Source organism: Paenibacillus sp. FSL L8-0470 (assembly GCF_038008625.1).
GTDB lineage: Bacteria > Bacillota > Bacilli > Paenibacillales > Paenibacillaceae > Paenibacillus_AQ.
On the sequence record NZ_JBBOZM010000001.1, the window covers coordinates 152,372 to 176,668 of the forward strand.

Consider the following 24,297-nt stretch of genomic DNA (forward strand, 5'->3'; position numbering starts at 1 on the left):
TGAGCCCCTTGTCTTTTGCGGCCCTTACAAAAAAAGAGCTGACGATGGTGGAGAGCCAGCCTTGCTGCGAGAAAGCGGAAATGTCAGCGCTGATCCGAATGAATGGTTCGGTGCAGCTTTCGAGCAAAAAGGTAGTTCTCGACATTTCGACGGAAAACGCCGCGATTGCAAGGCGGGTATATTCTTTACTTAAGAAATATTACCAGGTCCATATCGAGCTGCTCGTGCGTAAAAAAATGCGTTTGAAGAAGAATAACGTTTATATCGTAAGAATCCCAAACCGTGTTCAGGAGATCCTGAAGGATTTGCGGATTGTTTCCGAAGGTTTCATCTTTACCGATGGGATCGACAAGGAAATCGTCGGTAAGAACTGCTGTAAGCGCGCATATCTGCGTGGTGCATTTATGGCGGGGGGATCGGTCAACAACCCGGAAGGTTCTTCCTACCATCTGGAAATCGCCTCCATGTATGAGGAGCACTGCAAAGCGCTGGTGGATCTGGCTGGGGAATTTCACCTGAACGCCCGATGCATAGAGCGCAAGAAAGGCTTTATCCTATATATCAAGGAAGGCGAGAAAATCATTGAATTTCTCAGTCTGATTGGAGCGCATCAAGCGTTGTTTAAATTTGAGGATGTGCGGATTATGCGTGATATGCGTAACTCCGTGAACCGGATCGTCAACTGTGAAACAGCGAATTTGAACAAAACGATTGGCGCTGCGGTGCGGCAAATTGAGAACATCAAGCTGCTGCAGCGTGAAGTGGGACTGGAAAGCCTGCCGGATAAGCTGCGCGAGGTCGCTGAAATCCGTTTGGCACACCCGGACATCAACCTCAAGGAAGTGGGCGAGATGCTGAAGGGAACGGTCAGTAAATCCGGTGTAAACCACCGTTTGCGCAAAATTGACGAGCTGGCTGATAAGCTTCGGGGAAGCTGATTATTTTTTTTCTAGTGTGGATGAGGTTATAATGATATAATATTATAAAATTAATGTGAAATTTTTGGGCAGATCTCAAATAGGGGGTAAGCGTTTCATGACAAAGCACCCGGTAGTTGTACGGTTGAAGACGGGGCTCCACGCTCGGCCGGCAGCATTGTTCGTGCAAGAAGCTAACAAGTTTTCGTCGGAGATTTTCGTGGAAAAAGACGATAAAAAGGTTAACGCCAAAAGCATCATGGGCATTATGAGCCTGGCGATCAGTTCCGGCACGGAGATTTATATTAGCGCGGATGGCGCCGATGCGGATCAAGCTGTAACCGCTTTGACTAGTCTTGTAAGCAAGGAAGAGCTTGAGAACCAATAATCTTGCAAGTTCTTACTTATTTGTACACCAGAAACGTTGCTGCGCTCCCTCTCCGGGAGACGGCCAGTTTAAAAAGCCCCTTTGCGGGCTTTTTTTATTACCTTGTTTAGGGAATTTGAATTTGATGAGACTAGAAGGAGAATGAGCATGCACAATCAGGTGACTTTAGCAGAGCCGACAGTAGAGCTGGCGCCGCAGTACTTGGCATTTTACGAAGAATGGCTGGCAGGCGGAGAGATATTCGTCCCTTGGGTAATTGGCATTGATCCCACCGACTTCGCGGCTATGGTCCGGTATTTGCAGGATAACGCGGATGGCGTAAATCTTAAAGAAGGCTGGGTACCTAGTTCTACATACTGGTTGGTGAATGCCGATTCCAAAGTGGTGGGTGCAGTAAATATAAGGCATCGCCTGACTGAGAAACTGCTTCAGAGCGGGGGACATATTGGATATGGGATACTTCGCTCTGAGCGGCGCAAGGGATTGGCAACCGAACTTCTGAGACAGGCGTTGCTGAAGGCGGGCGGGCTTGGGATTGCCAAAGCGCTTGTCGTTTGCGATGACAGCAATATCGCTTCCGAACGGACGATCCGCAGAAACGGCGGGCTGGAGGATAGTTCATACATCGAAGAGGACGGCAACGTGATCCGGAGGTTCTGGATCGAGACGTGAAATGCAGGCGGAATGTAACCTCTGCAAATTTTTTCTTCAAAAGCCTTGGGGGATATGCAACTTTTGCCAAGCAGTTCCGTCTAGAGGGTACCAACAATTTTTGGAGAATGAAAGGGGATGGCAAGGATGAAGAAATGGGGCAAAACAGTCGGTACCGTATTGCTGGCGGGAAGTTTATTGGTAGGGGGTACGGCGTTAAGCGGAGTGCTCCTGGCTCCTGAAAAGGCTTACGCTGCTGAGGACGTGCAGAGAAATGTCGTTAGTGTTGTAGGTAAAGGCGAGCTTTCGATCAAGCCGGATATCGTGTATCTGTCGATTGGCGTCAGCACTTCTGCTGCAACAGCTGAAGAAGCACAGAAGTCCAATGGAGCCAAAATCACCAAGCTGACCAACCTGCTGAAAAAAACCTGGGGTATTGCGGATAAGGATATTCAGAGCACCCAATTTTATGTGCAGCCTAATTACGCCTACACTGAAAAAGACGGTCAACAGGTTAAGGGTTATAACGCCCAGCACACGCTGCAAGTCTCTTACCGCGATCTGACTAAGGTCGGGGGACTGCTGGATGCCGCTTCTACAGCGGGAGCGAACAACATCGGAAGTGCTCGGTTTGCCATTGAGGATCCTTCTGCATTCGAAGCACAGGTTATTGAGAAAGCAATGGCTAATGCAGATGTGAAGGCAGCTGCGATTGCCAAAGTGGCCAAACGCAGTCTGGGCCAGGTCGTTACGGTAATCCAGAACGATGACGGTAATAATCCTGTTGTCTATATGGAGAGTGCCCAAATGTCCAAAGCATCGGCCGATATGGCTGCAGGCACTTCGGTTGAAGCGGGAGAGGTTAAAGTATCTACCCAGCTTAGTGTAATGTACGAGCTGAAATAAGTAGCAACGGGTGAGGCGTTGCTTCCGCTGTGATGGCGGAGGCAACGCCTCTTTTTGCTTTTGAAGTACAGAAGCAGGTGTGAAATCTCTCAATTTGTTTAAAGTAATGTAATAAGACTCGTAATATTTGCAGGGAAACTTTAAGAAACTGTAAGGAGCGTTGTAACAACCACGGTTGCTGTTTATTCTATAATGGGAAGAGTCAATCATCGTATCAGCGGAAGGGGAAAAAAGTATGAAGTATATGTCGAAAGAACAGGCCCGGAAATGGGGCGCAGGATTAATGGCAGCAGGATTGCTGCTGGGCGGAGCTCTTCTGCCTGCAGAGACGAGCCAGGCCGCAGCGGCCAAGACACAGGCTAAGGTCAATTCATCACTTGTTGTATTAAAAACAAACGGAACGATTTCACAGCATACCGGGATCGTAAGCGCAGGAAAAGTATGGGTGCCGGTTGCTTTTATGCGTGATTCTCTGGGTATGCCGTTGACTTATGATAAAACGGAGAAAACTTATACGATCGGGAACGGAATTACACGAACCAAGCTGATGGTCTCCGATTACGGCACCTCCATCACGGTCAATAATTATTTCCTGGGAGAGTTTGAAGGCAAGATTATAAATAACCGTCTGTATGTTCCCTTTGATCTGCTTAGCGATTATTTGGGCTATAAGGGGGATTGGAATGCTGCCTCCGGACGGTTAAATGTGATCAAGAAAACACAAAATCCGATTACGGTAACGACTGAAACTTACAGCAAGGACTACAAGGACGCGCCGATCAAGCTGGATTACCCGCAAATCAGCGGTTTGGACAATGCCAAAGCGCAGGCAGCGATTAATAATACCCTTAAGCAGACGTTCCTAAAGTATGCGGAAGGGGCTGAGAAAGAAATTGCGATTAGAGCCAAAGATGACCGCCCCTATGAATACGAAGGAGGATACGTGGTTACGTACAATCAGGACGGGGTGCTCAGCCTTGTGACCAGCCAGTATGGGTATACCGGCGGCGCTCATGGAATGACCTACCGTAATGCCTTTACCTTCTCACTCAAGGACGGAAAGCAGCTATTGCTTGGAGATTTATTCGGAGCCAACCCCAACTATAAAAAAGAGCTTAATGCAAAGCTGGCGAAGCTGCTGAAAGCAGATGGCGGGTATCTTGGCGGCTTCACCGGCCTGAATACGGAGAAGGATTTCTATTTGAAAGACGGCAAGGCGGTCCTTTTCTTCCAGCTGTATGAATACACTGCGTATGCTGCCGGATTCCCTGAGTTTACTTTCACGTTCAAGGAGCTGCTCCCCAGCGGAAGCAGTCCATTTGCCGCATTGAAGTAAATACAGTGACCTGACTGCGAATCCGCCAATGCCGGATACGGACATTTCTCCGTTACCGGATCACCTAACCGTTCATAAGCTAAAGGAGAAACCAGCTTAGGAGCGGGGAGGGAAAGTAACGATGAGTATTCAGTATACGGCGATTGGCGATTCGTTAACGACAGGATTTGGAGCTCTGCCGGGCAATGGGTTTGTTCCGGTCTACCGCCGGATGGCCGAGGCGCGGCTGCGGGTACCGATCGAATTATCCAATTTGGGAGTCAATGGTTTGACCACAGATGGATTGGAGCAAAGGCTGAAGGCGGATTACAACTATCGGCTTGCCATCAGCGAGGCCGAATTGATTACGATGTCCATTGGCGGCAACGATTTGATCAAGTCGGCCAAAGCGGCGGCCGGCCGGCCGGGCGATCTGGCTCCGGTACTGCAAAAAGCGCTACGGGAATGCAAGCGTAATTTGAATGACATTATGGGCACGCTTTCGCAGTTGAAGGCGGGCATGCGGAGACCCTATATTATCAGAATAGTAGGACTGTATAACCCCTATCCCCAGTTGACGGAAGCGACGGATTGGGTGCGGCAGTTTAACCGCTATGCTGCGGGATATAGCAGCCCGGTATGCCGGTTCGCCTCTATATATAATGAATTTGCCGGCAACGAGCGCGGGCTGCTGTCAATAGATCATTTGCATCCTAACGGAAGAGGTTACCGTGTTATCGCCGGGAAGCTGGATGCGTTGGGGTATGGGCGTCTGGGTTAATTCTTCATCAATAGAATAATGCACCTGGACTATAAAACAGCAAAAGAGGCTGGCGGGGATCACTTAGTGGTCCCAACCAGCCTCTTTGTTGTTGCATGTATTAAACGCCGGCAGGCAGCGTTTTCTCGATAACTTTATCGACAATACCATATTCAGCTGCTTCAGCTGCAGTCATGAAATAGTCGCGGTCGGTATCCTTTTCGATCCGTTCCAGCGGCTGTCCTGTGCGCTCGGACAGAATGCGGTTCAGCTTGTCGCGCAGCTTGAGGATGCGGCGGGCGCGGATTTCGATGTCCGTAGCCTGACCTTGAGCACCGCCCAGAGGCTGGTGAATCATAATTTCACTGTTAGGGAGTGCAAAACGTTTGCCTTTGGCACCGGCGTTCAGCAGGAAAGCTCCCATCGAAGCGGCCATACCTACGCAAATCGTCGATACATCCGGTTTGATGTACTGCATTGTATCAAATATAGCCATACCCGCTGTAATGGAGCCACCAGGGCTGTTTACATACAGGTGAATATCCTTCTCCGGATCCTCGGCAGCCAGAAACAGCATTTGCGCGATGATGGAATTGGCTACCACGTCATTAACCTCCGTTCCAAGGAAAATGATGCGGTCCTTCAGCAGGCGGGAATAGATGTCATAAGCGCGCTCACCGCGGTTGCTCTGTTCTACTACCATAGGAATATAACTCACGTGGAAAACCTCCTTGAATTGGTTCTTCGAATGTGTTCATTTTTACTGTTACCGTATTAACCACATGATAAACAAATTCAAACAAAAAGTCAAAGAAAGTCAAACTTAGTTGCAAAAAAAGAGCCATCACCTGGCTCTTTGGTTAATTATTAGTATAGGTGTTGCTAAATTATAGACAAATAAGAAAAAAATGGCGCGCCCGCCAAGAATCGAACTTGGATCTCAGGCTTCGGAGGCCTACGTCATATCCATTGGACCACGGGCGCAACAGAAATTATTATAATACACTTATTATTCAAATGCAATGGGTTCATCCTGTTGTTTAGAAAATATCTTTCCCCGGATCTCTGTGATGATGTATAAGATGAAAAGAGGTTGAGAATTATACTCTCGGGAGACTTGCACTCCGCGTAATATTTGGGTAGAATATGGGTGGGACTTAAAAAGTTAACCCGGGACATTTTGAGACCACGAACAAGGGAATAGAGAAAGACGAAGTTGCAGGAGTGAAAGTATGCGTAATTTATTAGAAATCCAAAAGCAGCTTCTGCCTGATCTCATGGAAACCCTTAAGAGACGGTACACGATTCTACATCAGATCATGCTGTCCGATATTATCGGACGCAGGACGCTCGCCGCTTCGCTTGATATGACTGAGCGGGTACTGCGCGCCGAGACGGATCTTCTGAAATCGCAAGGGCTCATTGAGATCGAGAGTGTCGGCATGCGCATCAGCGATGCCGGGCGCAGACTGCTTGACCTGCTGGAGCCGATCGCCAAGAGCTTGTTCGGCCTGGATGATCTGGAAGAGAAGATTCGCTCAACGTACGGTCTTAGTAAAGTCATAGTAGTGCCTGGCGATTGTGAGACATCGTTGTTTACCAAACGTGAGCTGGGCCGGGCAGGCGCCAAAGCGTTGCTGGGTGTGCTCTGTGCAGGCGATACGATTGCTGTCACCGGCGGTTCGACACTGGCCGAAATGGCCGATCAGCTGACACCGCCGTTATCCCATTCCTATAAGAACGCCTGGATTGTTCCGGCGCGCGGAGGACTTGGGGAAAGTATGGAGATTCAAGCTAATACCATTGCTTCGACGATGGCCAAACGGCTTGGAGCCAATTATCGGCTGCTGCATGTACCCGATCTGCTCAGCGGAGATGCTTATCAATCGCTGGCGCAGGACTCCAATATTGGAGAAATCGTGCAAATCATCCGTAGATCGCGTATTATTGTTCATGGAATTGGCGATGCCATTGAAATGACCCACCGCCGTAAGCTTGATGAGACTACGGTCTCGGAAATACAGGAAGAAGGCGCGGTTGCCGAATCGTTCGGCTACTATTTCAATGAAGACGGCCAGGTTGTCCATACCATGCTGACGATGGGACTGCGACTGGAGGATATTATCCGGACGGAAGTTGTCATCGGAATCGCCGGAGGCAAACGCAAGGCGAAGGCCATTCATGCGATGCTGCGGTTTGGGCAAGAGGATATACTCGTCATAGACGAGGCAGCGGCTGTCGAAATCGGCAAAGAAATTGACGCACAAATACAGCAGGTCCTATAGCATCCAGTTTCTGGAGAGCATTCGCAGTTATTTTGCATTATACTTAACATTGTTGTCTTGACAAGCTTAACGGCCTGTCTTGAATAAATAAAACGAAATCTAGGAGGAACTATTCAATGAGTGTAAAAGTTGGTATTAACGGTTTTGGACGTATTGGACGCCTTGCATTCCGCCGTATTCAAAATGTAGAAGGTATCGAAGTGGTAGCAATCAATGACTTGACTGATGCTAAGATGCTTGCTCATTTGCTTAAATATGATACAACTCAAGGTAAATTCCAGGGTGAAGTTGAAGTTCACGACGGATTCTTCAAAGTAAACGGCAAAGAAGTTAAGGTTCTGGCTAACCGCAACCCTGAAGAACTTCCTTGGGGCGACCTCGGTGTTGACATCGTTCTGGAATGCACAGGTTTCTTCACAACTAAAGAAGCAGCTGAGAAACACTTGAAAGGCGGAGCTAAGAAAGTAGTTATTTCCGCTCCAGCTACAGGCGACATGAAAACTGTCGTTTACAACGTTAACCATGACATTCTGGATGGTACTGAAACAGTTATCTCCGGCGCATCTTGCACAACTAACTGCCTGGCTCCAATGGCAAAAGTGCTGAACGACAAGTTCGGCATCGTTGAAGGCTTGATGACAACTATCCACGCTTACACTGGTGACCAGAACACTCTTGATGCTCCACACGCTAAAGGCGACTTCAGACGTGCCCGTGCTGCTGCTGAGAACATCATCCCTAACACTACCGGTGCTGCTAAAGCCATCGGCCTGGTTATTCCAGATCTGAAAGGCAAACTTGACGGAGCTGCTCAACGTGTGCCTGTAGCTACAGGTTCCCTGACTGAGCTGGTTACTGTCCTTAACAAGAGCGTTACTGTTGAAGAGCTGAACGCAGCAATGAAAGAAGCTTCCGATCCAGAAACTTACGGCTACACTGAAGATGAAATCGTATCTTCCGACATCAAAGGCATGACTTTCGGTTCCCTGTTCGACGCAACACAAACTAAAGTCCTGACTGTTGGCGACAAACAACTGGTTAAAACTGTTGCTTGGTATGACAATGAAATGTCCTACACTGCACAACTTGTTCGCACTTTGGAACACTTCGCTAAACTTGCTCAATAAGATCGTTTTTATATAAGCAGCATCTATAGAGCGGAAACAGAAGTTCCTTGTTTCCGCTCTTTCTAAATGGATTCGTGAGTGAACCAATATGGGTGTGGAGGAAACTAATCATGAACAAAAAGAGCGTCCGTGATGTAGAAGTAGCAGGCAAACGCGTATTCGTACGCGTCGATTTCAATGTGCCAGTGGAAGACGGTAAAATCACTGATGATACACGTATCCGCGAAACACTTCCAACGATTAAATACCTGATCGAGAACGGTGCAAAGATCATTCTGGCCAGCCATATGGGCCGTCCTAAGGGTCAATTCGTTGATTCCATGCGCCTTACCGGTGCTGCTGTACGTCTGTCCGAGCTGCTCGGCAAACCAGTTGCCAAAGCTGATGAGGCGATCGGCGATGCTGTTAAAGCACAAATTGCTGAACTGAACAACGGTGATGTACTTGTGCTTGAGAATGTCCGTTTCTATCCGGGTGAAGAAAAGAACGATCCTGAACTGGCTAAGCAGTTCGCGGAACTGGCTGACCTGTTCGTCAACGACGCATTCGGCGCAGCTCACCGTGCACATGCTTCGACTGAGGGCATCGCTCACTTCCTGCCGGCTGTATCTGGTCTTCTGATGGAGAAAGAATTGTCTGTTCTGGGGAAAGCTCTTTCGAACCCTGAGCGTCCTTTCACTGCCATCATCGGCGGTTCCAAGGTTAAAGACAAGATCGACGTTATCGACAACCTGCTGACTTTGGCTGACAATGTACTGATCGGCGGCGGCCTTTCCTATACATTCACTAAAGCTCAAGGCTTCGAAATCGGAAATTCCTTGGTAGACAACGACAAACTTGATGTTGCTCTTGGATTTATCGAGAAGGCTAAAGCACTGGGCAAAAATTTCGTACTTCCGGTTGACGTAGTTGTAGCCGATAAGTTCGGCGCAGATGCCAACACCAGAATTGTTGATACAACTGACATTCCTGCGGGTTGGGAAGGTCTGGACATCGGTCCTAAAACTCGTGAGATTTATGCCGATATCATCAAAAACTCCAAGCTGGTTGTATGGAACGGACCTATGGGTGTGTTCGAAATCGACATCTTTGCTGAAGGTACAAAGGCTGTAGCACAGGCTTGTGCGACAACCGAAGGTTACACTGTAATTGGTGGCGGTGATTCCGCAGCTGCAGCAGAGAAATTCCACCTGGCTGACCAAATGGATCATATCTCCACTGGCGGCGGCGCATCACTCGAGTTCATGGAAGGCAAGGCACTTCCTGGCGTAGAAGCACTGAACGACAAGTAAGACGTAGAAGGTAGAAGGAGGCAATCCATTACTATGAGTAGAACACCTATTATCGCCGGGAACTGGAAGATGTTCAAAACCGTTCCGGAAGCAGAAGGCTTCATCACTGAAGTCAAAGGCCAAGCAGAAGTAGCAGGCGTAGAGACTGTTGTTTGCGCTCCATTTACTAACCTGCCAGCACTGGTAGCAGCAGTAAAAGGCACAAGCATCAAGATCGGTGCACAAAACCTGCACTTCGAAGATAACGGCGCTTATACAGGCGAAATCAGCGGTGTAATGCTGAAGGACCTTGGCGTTGATTATGTTATCATCGGGCACTCCGAACGTCGCGCTTATTTTGGCGAAACGGACGAAATCGTCAACAAAAAGATGCATGCGGCATTCCGTCACGGCATCACTCCAATTGTTTGTGTAGGCGAAAAGCTTGAAGAGCGCGAAGCTAATCAAACAAAAGATGTGTGCAAAGTTCAAACCGAAGCTGCATTTGCCGGTCTCAGTGCCGAACAGGCTGCTCAGGTGGTTATCGCCTATGAGCCTATCTGGGCGATTGGCACAGGCAAATCCTCCACTTCCCAGGATGCCAACGAAGTTATTGCTTATATCCGTACCCTTGTAAAAGGTCTGTATGATGAAGCAACTGCTGAAGCTGTGCGTATTCAATACGGCGGTAGTGTGAAGCCTGAGAATGTAACGGAGTACATGAGTCAAAGCGACATCGACGGCGCTCTTGTCGGCGGTGCCAGCCTGCAGCCAGCTTCCTTTGTTTCACTCGTTGAGGGGGCGAAGTAAGAATGTCAGCACCAAAACCTGTAGCATTAATCATCATGGACGGTTTCGGTTTGCGCAATACGACTGAAGGCAACGCTGTTGCTCAAGCCAACAAGCCTAACTATGACCGTTATCTGAAACAATATCCGAATACCACACTGACCGCTTGCGGCGAGGCTGTAGGTCTGCCGGAAGGGCAAATGGGTAACTCGGAAGTAGGACACCTTAACATCGGTGCCGGACGTATCGTATATCAGGATTTGACCCGGATTGACAAGTCTATCCGTGACGGAGAATTCTTTGATAACGAAACGCTGGTTGCTGCTGTAAGAAACGCCAAATCAACCGGCAAAAAGCTTCATCTGTATGCACTGGTCTCCGACGGAGGCGTACACAGTCATATCAGCCACCTGTTTGCCATGCTTGATCTGGCCAAGAAAGAGGATATGCACGAAGTGTATATTCACGCATTCATGGATGGCCGCGATGTACCTCCTGACAGCGGACAAAAGTTCGTTCAGGATCTCGTAGCCAAGATTGAAGAGGTTGGCGTAGGTAAGATTGCTACGGTATCCGGGCGTTACTTCGCTATGGACCGTGACAAACGCTGGGAGCGTGTAGAGAAAGCCTATCGTGCTATGGTATATGGCGATGGTCCGAAATATACTGATGCCCTGCAGGCGATCACAGCCTCCTATCAGAATTCCGTGTATGATGAATTCGTTGAGCCTAGTGTTATTGTAGACAGCAACGACAAGCCGGTTGCGGTAGTGGAAAGCGGTGATTCTGTTGTGTTCCTGAACTTCCGCCCTGACCGTGCGATTCAGTTGTCCCAAGTCTTTACCAACTCGGATTTCCGTGGTTTTGACCGGGGGCCTTTGTTCCCGCAAGGCCTGCACTTCGTATGTCTGACTACATTCAGCGAAACGGTGCAGGGCTTCGTGGCCTACTCACCGAAGAACCTGGATAATACCTTGGGTGAAGTGCTGGTACAGCAGAACAAGAAGCAATTGCGTATTGCGGAAACTGAAAAGTACCCGCATGTAACCTTCTTCTTCAGCGGCGGACGCGATGAAGAGCTTCCTGGGGAAACCCGCATCCTGATCAACTCTCCTAAAGTAGCAACTTATGATCTTCAGCCTGAGATGAGCGCATACGAAGTGGCGGCGGCCTGCGTAGCGGAAATCGAAGCGGATAGACAAGATGCTATTATCCTTAACTTTGCGAATCCTGATATGGTTGGACACTCCGGCATGCTGGAACCAACAATCAAGGCCGTTGAAGTGACGGATGAATGTGTGGGTAAAGTTGTGGATGCCGTTGTAGCCAAAGGCGGCGTGGCAATCATCATTGCCGACCACGGCAATGCGGATATGGTGTTTGACGAGAACGGACGTCCATTCACGGCTCATACTACCAACCCGGTTCCTTTCATCGTAACTACCGAAAATGTTGTGCTGCGCGAATCCGGTATCCTTGCTGATGTGGCACCGACGATTCTGGATTTGATGGGACTTCCGCAACCAGCGGAAATGACCGGACAATCTATGATCGCCAGCCGTAAATAAGCAGGATTTAAGCTTCACCATCAATACCAAAACCCATGATAAAAGGAGATTAACTTACATGACTATTATTTCTGATGTTTACGCTCGCGAAGTCCTCGACTCCCGCGGTAACCCTACTGTAGAGGTTGATGTTTATCTGGAATCCGGTGCTAAAGGCCGCGCTATCGTTCCTTCCGGCGCTTCCACTGGCGCTCATGAAGCTGTAGAGCTTCGTGACGAAGACAAAAACCGTTACCTGGGCAAAGGCGTTCTGAAAGCTGTTGAGAACGTAAATGAAATCATCGCTCCTGAAGTAATCGGTATGGACGCTCTTGACCAACTGGGCATCGACAAATTGATGATCACTTTGGATGGTACTCACAACAAAGGCAAACTCGGCGCTAACGCAATTCTGGCTGTATCCATGGCCGTAGCCCGCGCTGCAGCAGCAGCTCTGGATGTACCTTTGTATGTATACCTGGGCGGATTCAACGCTAAACAGCTTCCAGTACCAATGATGAACATCGTTAACGGCGGCGCACATGCCGACAACAACGTAGACGTTCAAGAGTTCATGGTTCTGCCAGTTGGCGCACCTAGCTTCAAAGAAGCTCTGCGTACAGGCGCTGAAATCTTCCACGCTCTGAAATCCGTATTGAAAGCTAAAGGCCTGAACACAGCAGTTGGCGACGAAGGCGGATTCGCTCCTAACTTCACTTCCAACGAAGATGCACTGTCCTCCATCATGGAAGCTATCGAAAAAGCCGGTTACAAACCAGGCGTTGATGTATTCCTTGGTATGGACGTTGCTTCCACTGAGTTCTTCAAAGATGGCAAATACCACCTGGAAGGCGAAGGCAAATCCTTCACACCAGCTGAATTTGTTGACCTGCTCGCTTCTTGGGCTGATAAATACCCAATCATCACCATCGAAGATGGCTGCTCCGAAGATGACTGGGAAGGCTGGAAATTGCTGTCCGAGAAACTCGGCAACAAAATCCAACTCGTTGGCGATGACTTGTTCGTAACCAACACTGAGCGTCTGGCTAAAGGTATCGAAGAAGGTATCGGTAACTCCATTCTGATCAAAGTTAACCAAATCGGTACTTTGACTGAAACCTTCGATGCTATCGAAATGGCTAAACGTGCAGGTTACACTGCAGTTATCTCTCACCGTTCCGGTGAATCCGAAGACAGCACCATCGCTGATATCGCTGTGGCAACTAATGCCGGCCAAATCAAAACAGGTGCTCCTTCCCGTACAGACCGTATCGCTAAGTACAACCAATTGCTTCGTATCGAAGATGAACTGGGTGAATTGGCTCAATACAACGGCCTGAAATCCTTCTACAACCTCAAAAGATAATTATTTTTGAGTCAAGCTTTTCAAAGAGTCTGCCGATTTCGGGCAGGCTCTTTTTTTGTTTGGAATTGCATCTGCCGCTCTGAATAGGTATTCTATATATGTAGATATTTGGAAGGAGCGGATTGAATGAATGCTATTGTGGCAGGAATTGCGATCGGAATACTGATTGTAATCATAAGCTTAGTTTTTACACGAATCCGGGGACTGCATTCCGGGCTCACGTTTTATCCGGGGATTGTCGGCTTGGTTGGCGGTGCAATCTTGCTCGTGCTCAGTTTTTCAGTGATTGGGGGCTGGGAAGGGATTGCCTATGCCTTTATTTGTGTTCCTATCATTGTGATTTCTGCGCTGTTATTGCTGACTCTTACGTTTTTCAGGAGACAGGCTTAACAGATTGACACTCGGTATCTCCAAACTAGATTCGTAGTCAGAAGGTTGTATTCATACGGTAGCTATGATAAAATAAAAATGCTGTTTATGAAACGTATAACCTAATTTAGCATAGATAGTGATGCTTGGACGTAGGAGGTGGAAGTGAATGGATATCTTTTTGAAAGTAGTTCTCCTGATTTTTTCCGTCGGTCTGATTGCGGTCGTTCTTCTGCAAAAAGGGAAAAGCGCAGGTCTCTCCGGTGCCATCTCCGGCGGTGCTGAGCATCTTTTCGGTAAAACTAAAGCACGCGGTATGGAGCTTGTACTGCAGCGTGTAACGGTTGCACTGGCAGCTGGATTCTTCATTATGGCGATCGTTGTTGCCATTGTAGTTGATTAGGACGTCTACAATAAGCCTTCGCACTGTTCTGAATAGAATGGGGCGTGGGCTTTTTTGGTGCATTTTTTTGGACTGCGTTAACTTCGTGATAATCATTACAGGGATGCTCTGGATTGATTTCGTGTATACTAGGGTATGAAGTATATAAAGGTAAATTTTACTTGAATGATTTCGGGTGAAGCAGGACAACACATACATATATGCCAGCAGCGCTTAAAGGCTGCGGAGGGCCGAGGTGACTAACTTGATAACACAGGAAATATTGCTTGATTTTATGCGGGAGACCGCTTATAAACCGCTCACTTATGACGAATTGGTAAGCCACTTCGAGTTGCAGGATAGCGCGTCGTTTAAAGCGTTCGAGGATTTGCTGCTGGAGCTTGAACAGGACGGGAGAGTCGTGCTGACCCGGAATGCCCGTTATGGCGTGCCGGAACGGATGGATTTATTGCGCGGACGGCTGCAGGCACATGCCAAGGGGTTTGCTTTTCTAATCCCCGACGACCGTGATCATCCCGACGTGTATGTACACGCCAACGATTTAAAGGGTGCGATGAACGGGGATATCGTACTGGTGCGGATTACTTCGAAAAGTCCGTCCGGCGGGCGGATGGAAGGCGAAGTGGTGCGGATCGTGAAAAGGGGTGTGCTCCAGACTGTTGGGGTATTCCAAAGCCTGGAGACCTACGGTTTTGTGCTGCCGGATGACAAGCGGATTAACCGCGATATCTTTATTCCGAAGCAGTCCTTTATGGGAGCGGTCGACGGTGAGAAGGTTGTGGTCCGCATTGTAAATTACCCGGAAGGCCGTGCTGCGGCTGAAGGGGAAATCATTGAAATTCTGGGACATAAGGACGACCCGGGTGTTGATATTTTATCCGTAATCCGTAAGCACCAGCTGCCTGAGGCTTTCCCGTCTGAAGTGATGACTGAAGCAGAGCAGGCGCCGGATTCCATTACCGATGAAGAAATTATCCAGCAGGGACGCCGCGATTTACGCGGGCTTAACATTGTCACCATCGACGGTGAGGATGCCAAGGATCTGGATGATGCTGTCAATGTGGAGCGGCTGGAGAATGGGCATTATAAGCTGGGCGTCCATATCGCCGATGTCGGCTATTACGTGCGCGAAGGTTCGGAGCTCGACAAGGAAGCTTATGACCGCGGATGCAGCGTGTATCTGGTGGACCGGGTAATTCCGATGCTGCCGCACCGTCTCTCTAACGGGATATGCAGTTTGAACCCGCAGGTGGACCGTCTGACGATGTCCTGTGAGATGGAATTTAATGAGCATATGAAGGTCGTGAAGCATGATGTCTTTACGAGTGTAATCCGCACCAAAGAAAGAATGACTTACTCCAATGTCCGCAAAATCGTCGAAGACGAGGATCCGGAGCTGCTCGAGCGGTACAGTCCGCTGATCGGGGACTTCCGTCTGATGAAGGAACTGGCCATGAAGCTGCGCGATGCGCGGATGCGGCGGGGAGCGGTTGATTTTGACTTTGAAGAAAGCAAGATCATCGTAGACGAGAACGGCAAAGCTGTTGATATTGTAAAACGTGAGCGTTCAGTAGCCGAGCAAATTATCGAAGAGTTCATGCTGGCGGCCAATGAGACGGTAGCCGAGCATTTCCACTGGCTAAAAGTGCCGTTCCTCTACCGGATTCATGAAGATCCGGACCCGGAGAAGCTGCAGAACTTTATGGCCTTTGCCGCCAATTTTGGCTACCACGTTAAGGGACGCGGCAATTCTGTCCACCCGCGCGCGCTGCAGAGCCTGCTGGAGGACATTCAAGGCACCAAGGAGCAGACCGTCATCAGTACGATGATGCTGCGCTCCATGAAGCAGGCTAAGTATGATGCGGAGAGCACGGGCCATTTTGGACTTGCAGCGGAATACTACTCCCACTTCACATCGCCGATCCGCCGGTACCCCGACCTTGTCATTCACCGCGTGATGCGCGAGGTGATCGAGAATGGTGGAGCCCTAAGCCAGAAGCGTCATGATTACCTGTCCAGCCGGATGCCTGACATCGCGCAGCAGTCCTCTGAACGCGAACGCGTAGCAGTGGAAGCAGAGCGTGATACGGAGCAGCTGAAGAAAGCGGAATATATGCAGGATAAGGTCGGCGAGGAATTCGAGGCGATGATCAGCAGTGTAACCAGCTTCGGCATGTTCATCGAGCTGGAAAATACCGTCGAAGGCTTAATCCGTCTCAGCGCGCTTAGCGATGATTACTACCACTTCGACGAAGCTCACATGGCGCTCATCGGCGAGCGCACCTCCAAGGTGTTCCGCATTGGCGATGAAGTGAAGATCCGTGTCGCCAAGGTCAACATGGACGACCATACGATCGACTTCGAGCTGGTCGACATGAAGCCGCGTGCGGCGGGCGAGCACCGCAGCTATAGCGGACGCGGCGGTAAAGGCGGCCGTCCGGGCGCCGGCGGCTTCAGCAAGCCGTCCGGTGGAAAGGCCGGCGGCAAGGGCCGCACCGGCGGTAAAGGCAAGCCCGGCGCTGTCGGCGCGGGCAAGAGTAAATCCGGCGGCGCGCTGAACGCCGGCAGAGGCAAGTCCGGCGCGGTGGGAACCGGCGCCTGGGAAGCGCCGCGCACAGACGCGGCGGCCGGTAGCGGCGCGCCTGCAGGCGGACGCGCCAAGCGTGGCAGCGGCGGCCCTGCAGAGGCCGCACGCCGGGCTTACGCCGCCCTGAACGGCGAAGCGGGCGGCAGTGCGCCGCGCGAGCGCAGCGGCGGGGGACGTGGCCGCGGCGGAGAGGCCGGAGGCGGTGCCGGGGGACGCGGCATTAGCTTCGCCTTCGGCTCCGGCAAGGGCGGCTACGGCGCGCCAGCCGGCGGCGCAGGCGAGCAAGGCGCCGGCGAGCTGCGCGGCGTTGACGCGAACACCCGGTTCAGCAGCCGGGAGGATCGCGGGTTCGAGAGCCGCAGCGGAAGCACAGAAGGCAAGGATAAGGGCCGCCGCAAGAAGAAGAACAAGAGCGGCGTGTTCATTGGCCCTTCCGTGACTCCAGGCAACGTGGAGACCTCCGACAAGGTAGCCGCTAAGCGCAGCGACAAAGGCAGCAATGCGGAAGGCGCAGTACGCCGAAAGAAAAAGAAGAAAAAACCTCAGGAGTAAGCTGAGATAATGAAAGGCGCTGTTCCCCGTGAAGGGAGCAGCGCTTTTTTTGCTAATAAAGAATTTTATGTTCAGGGTCGCCCGCAAAAGGAATGCAAAAACTTCCAAGTCAAAGTCACCCTACATTGGGATTAACGTCATCGCCACTAATATCCTATGTGGTGTTGTGCCAGGCTGTAATTTCTATTTATCCATCATATTGTATATAAATTATCTCCAAAGCGCGTCTTGCTGACATACATATGTCAAAATGCCTGGTGGTGAATGGGCGCTGCTTCCTTGCGTTCCCCGGAGCGCTTTTGATACAATATAGATCTGACGTTTGGATAATCAAACTCACCTGCTTTTTAAGGCAATTTGATTATCTCTGCTTAGGAATACGATTCAAGGAGTGACTCTCATGGGTAAAAAAGCAGACGGGAAAGTGCTCGCCCAGAACAAAAAAGCTTCCCATGATTATTACATCGAGGACACTTACGAAGCAGGCTTGGTGCTGACCGGCACAGAAATCAAGTCGCTGCGTAATGGACGCGCGAATATTGGCGATGCTTTTGCGACGATTCGAAACGGTGAGATTTTCGTGCACAATATGCATATCAGCCCTTTTGAACAAGGGAACCGCTCCAATCCTACCGACCCGACACGTACGCGCAAGCTGCTGATGCATAAAGAGCAGATTCACAAGCTGCTGGGACAGTCCAAGCGTGAGGGATTCACCATCGTGCCGCTGAAGGTGTACGTCCGCAACGGGTACGCCAAGCTGCTGATCGGCCTCGGTAAAGGGAAGAAAGAGTACGACAAACGCGATTCTGCCGCAAAACGTGATGCTCAGCGCGATATTCAGCGTGTGCTGCGCGACAAGCAAAAGATCGCAAGATAAGCCTGGGCAGGAGAATGCCCAATGTTCCAGATTCCACCTTCAATTCCTTTAACCTTCGTGTTATAGTGTTGATAAATGTGCTATACTGTGTAAGTAAAGCTTAATGCTTCTTTGCAGTCTTCTTGAAGAAGAGACTGTGGATCGGATCACTTTTGCTCGCTGGTCCGCTTAATCCGAAGCGCCCTTTTAATGAGGGGCCGTTCTTGGATTCGACGGGGGTAGTTCGAGCATGAGTAGCGAGTAGTGGGGACGCGTCCGCTTCATCAACGCTAAAGCCTATTAAACGGCAAACAACAAACAAACTACGCTTTCGCAGCCTAAGAAACTGTGTGCGTGCTTCTACCCTGCATCGCCCATGTGACAGGGATAGGGGCTAACAAGTAGTGGGATACGCTGTCTCATCTCCGCCTGCGGTGAGCTGAAGAAGACAATCAGGCTGACCCGAAGGGGACCCGGTTACGGGGGGCTTCTAGGGTGACATCAAATCCGTGACTACACTCGTAGAAGCTTATGTGCCGTTATCTTCGGACAGGGGTTCGAATCCCCTCGGCTCCATATGGAGTAAATTAAAAGACACCTTAATCGGTGTCTTTTTTCATTTCTGAAGTTATTGACCGAAATCATATGGATGAACTTCCAAATACGTTACTGATTCTGAAAGGTGCTGATACACCGCAATAGGAGGTGGCTGGAGATGAACGAGCCGGGGTGGGTATAGGGGTTCATATGTTCGTAAAAAAGCGTTTATTTCCTTCAATTTTTGTGTATAATTAAGATGATTGTCCAATTTGTTCCAAAGGGGATGAAGAATGATGTCAATCCGCTTGAACCCGTATTTTGTCTTTAATGGAAACACAAGAGAAGCTCTGTATTTTTATGAAAAAGCGCTGCGCGGGAACGTGGTCGGGATCATGACGTTCGGGGATTTACCGGAAGATCCGAATCATCCGCTGACCGATGAGATGAAAACCCTTGTGATGCATGCGCATTTGAAGGTTGGTAATGCAGATCTCATGTTCTCCGATACTTTTCCGGGTACGTCGCATCAGGCGGACGGTGACACGGTTCAGATTGCCATTCATCCTACAGAAGAGGCAATTGCACGGGAGATTTTCGCCGCACTGGAAGACGGTGGTCAAGTGGTCATGCCTTTGCAGAAGACGGATTGGAGCCCTTTGTATGGGATTGTTAAGGACAAGTTCGGCGTTACTTTTCAAGTGAATGTCCCAGGGGAGTAACCTCAGGGATAACATTTATGCAGTGTTCACTCTACCCACAATACCGCTTACTGTTTCCGGATGGACAGGACAGCTGAGGAGGAATGACTTGTGACAAATGCGAATCAGACAATCGTGCCGCATATATGGTATGACAAAGAAGCGGTAGAAGCAGCTAATTTTTACGCTTCTGTTTTCCCCGAATCCAAGGTTACGAGTGTTACGACAATTCATGACACACCGTCAGGTGACTGTGATCAAGTTTCATTTGAAATATGGGGACAGAAGTTTATGGCCATCAGTGCAGGTCCCTATTTTAAGTTAAATCCGTCAGTGTCTTTCTTCGTTAATTTTGATCCGTCACGCGATAAGGACGCAGCTGAGAAAATAGATGAGGTCTGGAACAAGTTATCTGAGGGTGGACAGGCGCTAATGCCGCTAGATAAGTATCCATTCAGTGAGCGGTACGGCTGGATTCAGGATAAATATGGCGTGTCCTGGCAGCTGATGCTTACAAATCCTGAGGGTGAGGAGCGTCCGGCTATCATCCCGTCTTTTTTGTTTGTAGGTAATCAGTACGGTAAGGCGGAAGAGGCTATGTCTCTCTATTTATCTGTATTTGGCAACTCGCGGCAGGGAACGATTGCCCGCTATCCTAAGGGCTTGGAGCCTGATCAGGAAGGAACCATTATGTTCTCTGACTTCATGCTGGAGAAGCAGTGGTTCACCGCCATGGACAGTGCGCATGAGCATAAATTCAGTTTCAACGAGGCGATCTCCTTTATGGTAAAATGCGATTCGCAAGAGGAGATTGATCACTACTGGGAGAAGCTTTCTGCAGTTCCCGAGGCTGAACAATGCGGCTGGCTGAAAGACCGGTTTGGCGTGTCGTGGCAGATTGTGCCAGCCGAGATGGACGAGATGCTGGAAAAGGGAACACCGGAGCAAATTGCTCGTGTTACGAAGGCTTTTTTGCAGATGAAGAAATTCGACCTTGCAGCATTGCACAAGGCTTATAAGGGCGAGTGAAGCATAAACTCTACCCTCCGCCAAATTTACTCGCATACCCGATGATCGCCCAGCGTAAGGACGAGAGATTAGCATAAAACCTCCGACTGGGGTCGAGCGGAAGAAAATAATCAGGCTGATCCAACGTATAGCCGGTTACGGGGCGATACTCGGGTGACATCAAAACTGTCACTACACTCGTAGAAGCTTATGTGCCTTATTTTCGGACAGCAGTTTGAATCCCCTCGGCCCATACCATTCCATTCCAAAAAGCATCGATCCACTAGATCGGTGCTTTTTGCATGTGGAGAGCGGGTCGATTCTGCGACCAGCGTGAAGGTGCTTTCTGTGTGAGAAGCACGTTTATTTCAATTATTCATGTACAATTTACGAAATAACTTGGCCGCGGATTTCTCCATTTGGATTTTGTATGGTGTGTACATTGACATAAGCATTGCCTCTTTCAAATTCACGGACTAGATCGCGGATCGTCTTTCCATCTAGAGGGCCGATTAAATCATTGCGAGTCAGAGTCCCGCGAATAACTCCTCGTCTTACGGAGATTCCAAATTTCGACGGGCCGAATAGAAAGGCGACTATAGGACCGTTTTCATTTCTTCGTCCAAGATGGATATGGGCTTGGGTTACTCGGTTTATATTTCGGATGACAAGTCTAAAAAATAATTTATCACCAGCACGGTTAAGCTGAAAAACAGTATTTCCAGTAGAAATTGTCCTTACAGGAGGTACTTCGTTTCTTCCATTCAAGAAAGCCCTAAACGTTTTGATATTCCTCACCCCTCTTCGTTGATACGGTATTTTATTCCGTACGGAAGGAAGGGATTGTTCATCCGTCTAAGGTTTGATTGATTTTTTGAAATGAATAGGGCGATACTCGGGTGACATCAAATCCGTGACTACACTCGTAGAAGCTTATGTGCCGTTATCTTCGGACAGCAGTTCGAATCCCCTCGCCTTAATCGGTGTCTTTTTTTATTTCAGCGGCTGTTTTGAACATGTCTTTCATACAAAAAGCCTCTCCTTGTTAAAGGGTTGTCTCGTGCAACCATTCTAAGGAGAGGCTTATTTAACAAATGTATTAAAATCTGCCGTAGAACGCATTCCGGTAAATGTCTGCAAGCTCTTTGACTAGCGGCATGCGGGGATTGGCTGTGGTGCACTGGTCCTCGAAGGCGCGGTCGGCCAAATAATCGACCTTTGATTCGAAATCGGACGGAGCGAAGCCAAGATCCTGGAATTTCTCGGGAATGCCAAGCGATTGGTTCAGCTTGCGGATAGCCATAATCAAGCTGTTAACTCCCTCTTCAGTGGTGCGTGCTTCCATTCCCAGCATTCTGGCGATTTCTGCATAACGTTCATCGGCGATGAAATAGTTATATTTCGGGAACGATGCAAATTTTGACGGCTTCGTGGCATTATAACGGATAACATGCGGCATCAGAATTGCGTTCGTACGCCCGTGCGCCGTATGGTATTCACCGCCCCATTTATGCGCCAAGCTGTGGTTGATGCCGAGGAAGGCATTGGCGAAAGCCATCCCTGCGATTGTTGAGGCATTATGCATTTTCTCACGGGCAACCGGGTCCGCCGTATGGAATGATTTCTCCAGGTACTGGAATACGAGCCTTATGGCATGCAGCGCAAGTCCATCGGTATAGTCACTGGCCATGACGGAAACGTAGGCTTCAATAGCATGCGTCAGCACGTCCATCCCGGTGTCTGCGACCGCCGCTTTTGGCAGGGAATAAACAAGCTCCGGATCAATGATCGCCACATCCGGCGTCAGTTCATAATCCGCAAGCGGATATTTCGTATGTCCTTCTTTTTTATCAGTGATTACCGCAAATGAAGTTACTTCCGAGCCTGTTCCTGAGGTTGTTGGGATCGCGACAAATTGGGCTTTGATGCCTAATCGCGGATATTTGTAGACCCGTTTACGGATATCCAGGAACTTCTGTTTGATCGAATGGAAGCTGGTATCCGGGTATTCGTAAAATAACCACATCGCCTTCGCCGCGTCCATGGGTGAGCCGCCCCCCAGTGCAATGATGCAGTCCGGCTGGAAGCTCTCCATCATGCGGGTTCCGCGTTCAACCGTCTCTACGGACGGATCAGGCTCGACATCCGCAAAGATCTCAACAGAAACTGGCTCGGTACGTTTTCGCAAGTAATATTCGATTTTTTCCACATATCCGAGCTTAACCATCATGGCGTCAGTAACAATAAGCACCTTGGAGATGTTAGGCATTTTCTCGAGATACTGCGTGGACCCTTTTTCAAAATAGATCTTGGGCGGAATTTTGAACCACTGCATATTCACCCTCCGGTAGGCGACACGTTTGATATTGATCAGGTTAACTGCAGTTACATTGGAGGTGGTTGAGTTTTTGCCGTAGGATCCGCAGCCTAAGGTAAGTGACGGTAAATTGGTGTTGTAAATATCGCCGATAGCCCCTTGTGTTGAAGGAGAATTGACAATCACACGTCCAGTCTGTAACCGTTCCGCGAAGGCCTCAATCACTTTATTGTCCTTAGAGTGAACGACAGAAGAGTGTCCCAAACCGCCAAATGCGACGATTTCCGCTGCACGGTCAATGCCTTGTTCGGCAGAGGTTACTTTATAGCATGCCAGAACCGGGCTCAGCTTCTCAGCAGACAGCGGGAAGTCCGTTCCTACGCCCTCCAATTCGGCAACAAGAATTTTCGTATGCTCAGGAAGCTGAAGACCGGCCATCTCGGCAATTTTGTAAGCAGGCTGACCGACAATAGCGCCATTAACTGAACATTTCTCCCCGGTGATAACGAGACTCGAGACTGCCTCTGTTTCCGTTTTATCTAAAAAGTAGCACCCGTTGTCTATCATCATTTGGCGAACCTGATCATACACCGGTTCCTCAATGATGAGGGCTTGCTCGGAAGCACAGATCATCCCGTTATCGAATGTTTTGGAAAGAATAAGATCGGTGACCGCTTGTCTGAGATCGGCTGTTTTTTCAATAAAGCAAGGTACATTTCCGGGTCCGACGCCAAGTGCCGGTTTGCCTGTGCTATAGGCGGCCTTTACCATGGCGGAGCCGCCTGTGGCCAGGACCAGAGCTACATCCGGATGGTTCATGAGCAGCTGCGTCGCTTCCAGCGACGGATGCTCGATCCACTGTACACAGTGTGGCGGCGCTCCTTCTGCTACTGCTGCATCCAGCAGCGTTTTTGCCGATTCGCTGCTGCATTTCTGCGCGGAAGGATGAAAAGCAAAAATAATGGGATTTCGCGTCTTCGTGGCAATCAGTGTTTTAAAGATCGTTGTAGAGGTCGGATTCGTAACAGGTGTTACGCCTGCGATAATGCCAACAGGTTCCGCTACCCGCTGATAATTCTCATAAAGATTTTCCTCAATAATTCCGACGGTTTTGTTATGTTTGATACTGTTATAAATATACTCTGAGGCAAAAAGGTTCTTAGTGATTTTATCTTCGTACACGCCGCGTCCGGTCTCTTCCACGGCCATCTTGGCAAGCAGCATATGCTTGTCCAGTCCGGCGAGTGCCATTGCTTGTACAATGCGGTCAATCTGTTCCTGATTCATGGAAAGGTACGCTTCTTGCGAAGCCCGGGCACGTGCAACCAGACGGTTGACCTCTTCCTGGGCGGTAAGTTTTTTATCGGTGATGCTTTCGTTATTTTCTGCCTGGCTTTGTACAGCCATCATTTTTTCCCTCCCTGGCATCTACTCGTGCTGCTTATATTCAGGTTGCAAAATCAAAACAAGCCTTTTCAACAAACACAGTTTTACCTGCATTTCGTGTTATTATCCCCGTTTCCAGTCTCTACTGTTTAGGTCTTGTGTAAAAGTGGCGATATCCTCCATAGTATCCATTGATATACCTCCTTTATATTAGTCAAGGCGGATCATACTAAGCACAGCCCATAAACCCATGGCA

Annotated in this window: 21 protein-coding genes, 1 tRNA gene and 1 other RNA gene; 19 read left to right on the forward strand and 4 right to left on the reverse strand. The window is 49.3% G+C overall.

What is annotated here, in order from left to right; genetic code table 11:
• The first annotated feature begins 8 nt into the window (after positions 1–8).
• The 6 genes from whiA (at position 9) to NST99_RS00820 (ending at position 4,958) form a co-directional block, all read left to right on the forward strand.
• Positions 9–938 (forward strand): DNA-binding protein WhiA, encoded by a 930-nt coding sequence (gene whiA / locus NST99_RS00795; RefSeq protein WP_341097504.1) that lies wholly within the window; start codon positions 9–11, stop codon positions 936–938.
• A gap of 97 nt (positions 939–1,035) precedes the next feature.
• Complete coding sequence (locus tag NST99_RS00800; RefSeq protein WP_019914358.1) at positions 1,036–1,305, forward strand: HPr family phosphocarrier protein; 270 nt, start codon at positions 1,036–1,038, stop codon at positions 1,303–1,305.
• Between the two features lie 147 nt (positions 1,306–1,452).
• Complete coding sequence (locus NST99_RS00805; protein ID WP_341089141.1) at positions 1,453–1,977, forward strand: GNAT family N-acetyltransferase; 525 nt, start codon at positions 1,453–1,455, stop codon at positions 1,975–1,977.
• A 126-nt stretch (positions 1,978–2,103) separates the two neighbouring features.
• Positions 2,104–2,862 carry an SIMPL domain-containing protein gene (locus NST99_RS00810; protein ID WP_341089143.1) on the forward strand — a complete coding sequence of 253 codons (759 nt, stop codon included), beginning with the start codon at positions 2,104–2,106 and terminating at the stop codon, positions 2,860–2,862.
• A 235-nt stretch (positions 2,863–3,097) separates the two neighbouring features.
• Positions 3,098–4,198 (forward strand): PdaC/SigV domain-containing protein, encoded by a 1,101-nt coding sequence (locus NST99_RS00815; RefSeq protein WP_341089144.1) that lies wholly within the window; start codon positions 3,098–3,100, stop codon positions 4,196–4,198.
• Positions 4,199–4,319: 121 nt separating this feature from the next.
• Positions 4,320–4,958: a GDSL-type esterase/lipase family protein gene (locus NST99_RS00820; RefSeq protein WP_341089146.1), complete on the forward strand. Its 639-nt coding sequence runs from the start codon at positions 4,320–4,322 to the stop codon at positions 4,956–4,958.
• Positions 4,959–5,058: 100 nt separating this feature from the next.
• Here the strand turns inward: NST99_RS00820 and clpP are convergent, their stop codons facing one another.
• Together clpP and NST99_RS00830 are read right to left on the reverse strand one after the other, a co-directional pair.
• Positions 5,059–5,655, reverse strand: a complete 597-nt coding sequence (clpP, locus tag NST99_RS00825; RefSeq protein ID WP_341089147.1) for an ATP-dependent Clp endopeptidase proteolytic subunit ClpP — start codon at positions 5,653–5,655, stop codon at positions 5,059–5,061.
• Positions 5,656–5,846: 191 nt separating this feature from the next.
• Positions 5,847–5,921, reverse strand: a tRNA-Arg gene (locus NST99_RS00830).
• A 248-nt stretch (positions 5,922–6,169) separates the two neighbouring features.
• Here NST99_RS00830 and NST99_RS00835 point away from each other — a divergent pair.
• The 13 genes from NST99_RS00835 to NST99_RS00895 all read left to right on the forward strand — a co-directional run bounded on the left by NST99_RS00835 (position 6,170) and on the right by NST99_RS00895 (position 20,359).
• On the forward strand, positions 6,170–7,222 hold the full coding sequence (locus tag NST99_RS00835; RefSeq protein ID WP_341089148.1) for a sugar-binding transcriptional regulator: 1,053 nt from the start codon (positions 6,170–6,172) through the stop codon (positions 7,220–7,222).
• Between the two features lie 116 nt (positions 7,223–7,338).
• A complete protein-coding gene (gap, locus tag NST99_RS00840) occupies positions 7,339–8,349 on the forward strand; it encodes a type I glyceraldehyde-3-phosphate dehydrogenase (RefSeq protein WP_038584677.1) in 1,011 nt (336 codons plus the stop codon).
• A 110-nt stretch (positions 8,350–8,459) separates the two neighbouring features.
• Positions 8,460–9,641 carry a phosphoglycerate kinase gene (locus tag NST99_RS00845; RefSeq protein WP_341089150.1) on the forward strand — a complete coding sequence of 394 codons (1,182 nt, stop codon included), beginning with the start codon at positions 8,460–8,462 and terminating at the stop codon, positions 9,639–9,641.
• A 33-nt stretch (positions 9,642–9,674) separates the two neighbouring features.
• The gene (gene tpiA, locus NST99_RS00850) at positions 9,675–10,430 is read left to right on the forward strand and encodes a triose-phosphate isomerase (protein ID WP_341089151.1); all 756 of its coding nucleotides are present in this window, start codon (positions 9,675–9,677) and stop codon (positions 10,428–10,430) included.
• A 2-nt stretch (positions 10,431–10,432) separates the two neighbouring features.
• Entirely contained in the window at positions 10,433–11,977 is a 1,545-nt protein-coding gene (gpmI, locus tag NST99_RS00855) for a 2,3-bisphosphoglycerate-independent phosphoglycerate mutase (protein ID WP_341089152.1), read from the forward strand.
• A gap of 58 nt (positions 11,978–12,035) precedes the next feature.
• A complete protein-coding gene (gene eno, locus NST99_RS00860) occupies positions 12,036–13,322 on the forward strand; it encodes a phosphopyruvate hydratase (RefSeq protein WP_038584689.1) in 1,287 nt (428 codons plus the stop codon).
• 126 nt (positions 13,323–13,448) lie between these two features.
• The gene (locus NST99_RS00865) at positions 13,449–13,712 is read left to right on the forward strand and encodes a hypothetical protein (RefSeq protein ID WP_341089153.1); all 264 of its coding nucleotides are present in this window, start codon (positions 13,449–13,451) and stop codon (positions 13,710–13,712) included.
• Positions 13,713–13,860: 148 nt separating this feature from the next.
• Positions 13,861–14,094: a preprotein translocase subunit SecG gene (secG, locus tag NST99_RS00870; protein ID WP_038584695.1), complete on the forward strand. Its 234-nt coding sequence runs from the start codon at positions 13,861–13,863 to the stop codon at positions 14,092–14,094.
• A 244-nt stretch (positions 14,095–14,338) separates the two neighbouring features.
• Positions 14,339–17,233, forward strand: coding sequence for a ribonuclease R (gene rnr / locus NST99_RS00875; protein ID WP_341097505.1), 2,895 nt, complete (start codon positions 14,339–14,341; stop codon positions 17,231–17,233).
• Positions 17,234–17,633: 400 nt separating this feature from the next.
• Entirely contained in the window at positions 17,634–18,113 is a 480-nt protein-coding gene (gene smpB, locus NST99_RS00880) for an SsrA-binding protein SmpB (RefSeq protein WP_038584698.1), read from the forward strand.
• 193 nt (positions 18,114–18,306) lie between these two features.
• Positions 18,307–18,671, forward strand: a transfer-messenger RNA (tmRNA) gene (gene ssrA, locus NST99_RS00885).
• A gap of 254 nt (positions 18,672–18,925) precedes the next feature.
• Positions 18,926–19,351 (forward strand): VOC family protein, encoded by a 426-nt coding sequence (locus tag NST99_RS00890; protein ID WP_341097506.1) that lies wholly within the window; start codon positions 18,926–18,928, stop codon positions 19,349–19,351.
• Between the two features lie 90 nt (positions 19,352–19,441).
• Complete coding sequence (locus NST99_RS00895) at positions 19,442–20,359, forward strand: VOC family protein (RefSeq protein ID WP_341089154.1); 918 nt, start codon at positions 19,442–19,444, stop codon at positions 20,357–20,359.
• Positions 20,360–20,725: 366 nt separating this feature from the next.
• On the opposite strand, the gene NST99_RS00900 is transcribed toward NST99_RS00895, so the two are convergent.
• Both NST99_RS00900 and adhE read right to left on the reverse strand, forming a co-directional pair.
• Positions 20,726–21,127: a CHRD domain-containing protein gene (locus tag NST99_RS00900; RefSeq protein ID WP_341097507.1), complete on the reverse strand. Its 402-nt coding sequence runs from the start codon at positions 21,125–21,127 to the stop codon at positions 20,726–20,728.
• 310 nt (positions 21,128–21,437) lie between these two features.
• Complete coding sequence (gene adhE / locus NST99_RS00905) at positions 21,438–24,062, reverse strand: bifunctional acetaldehyde-CoA/alcohol dehydrogenase (RefSeq protein WP_341097508.1); 2,625 nt, start codon at positions 24,060–24,062, stop codon at positions 21,438–21,440.
• Positions 24,063–24,297 lie beyond the last annotated feature (235 nt).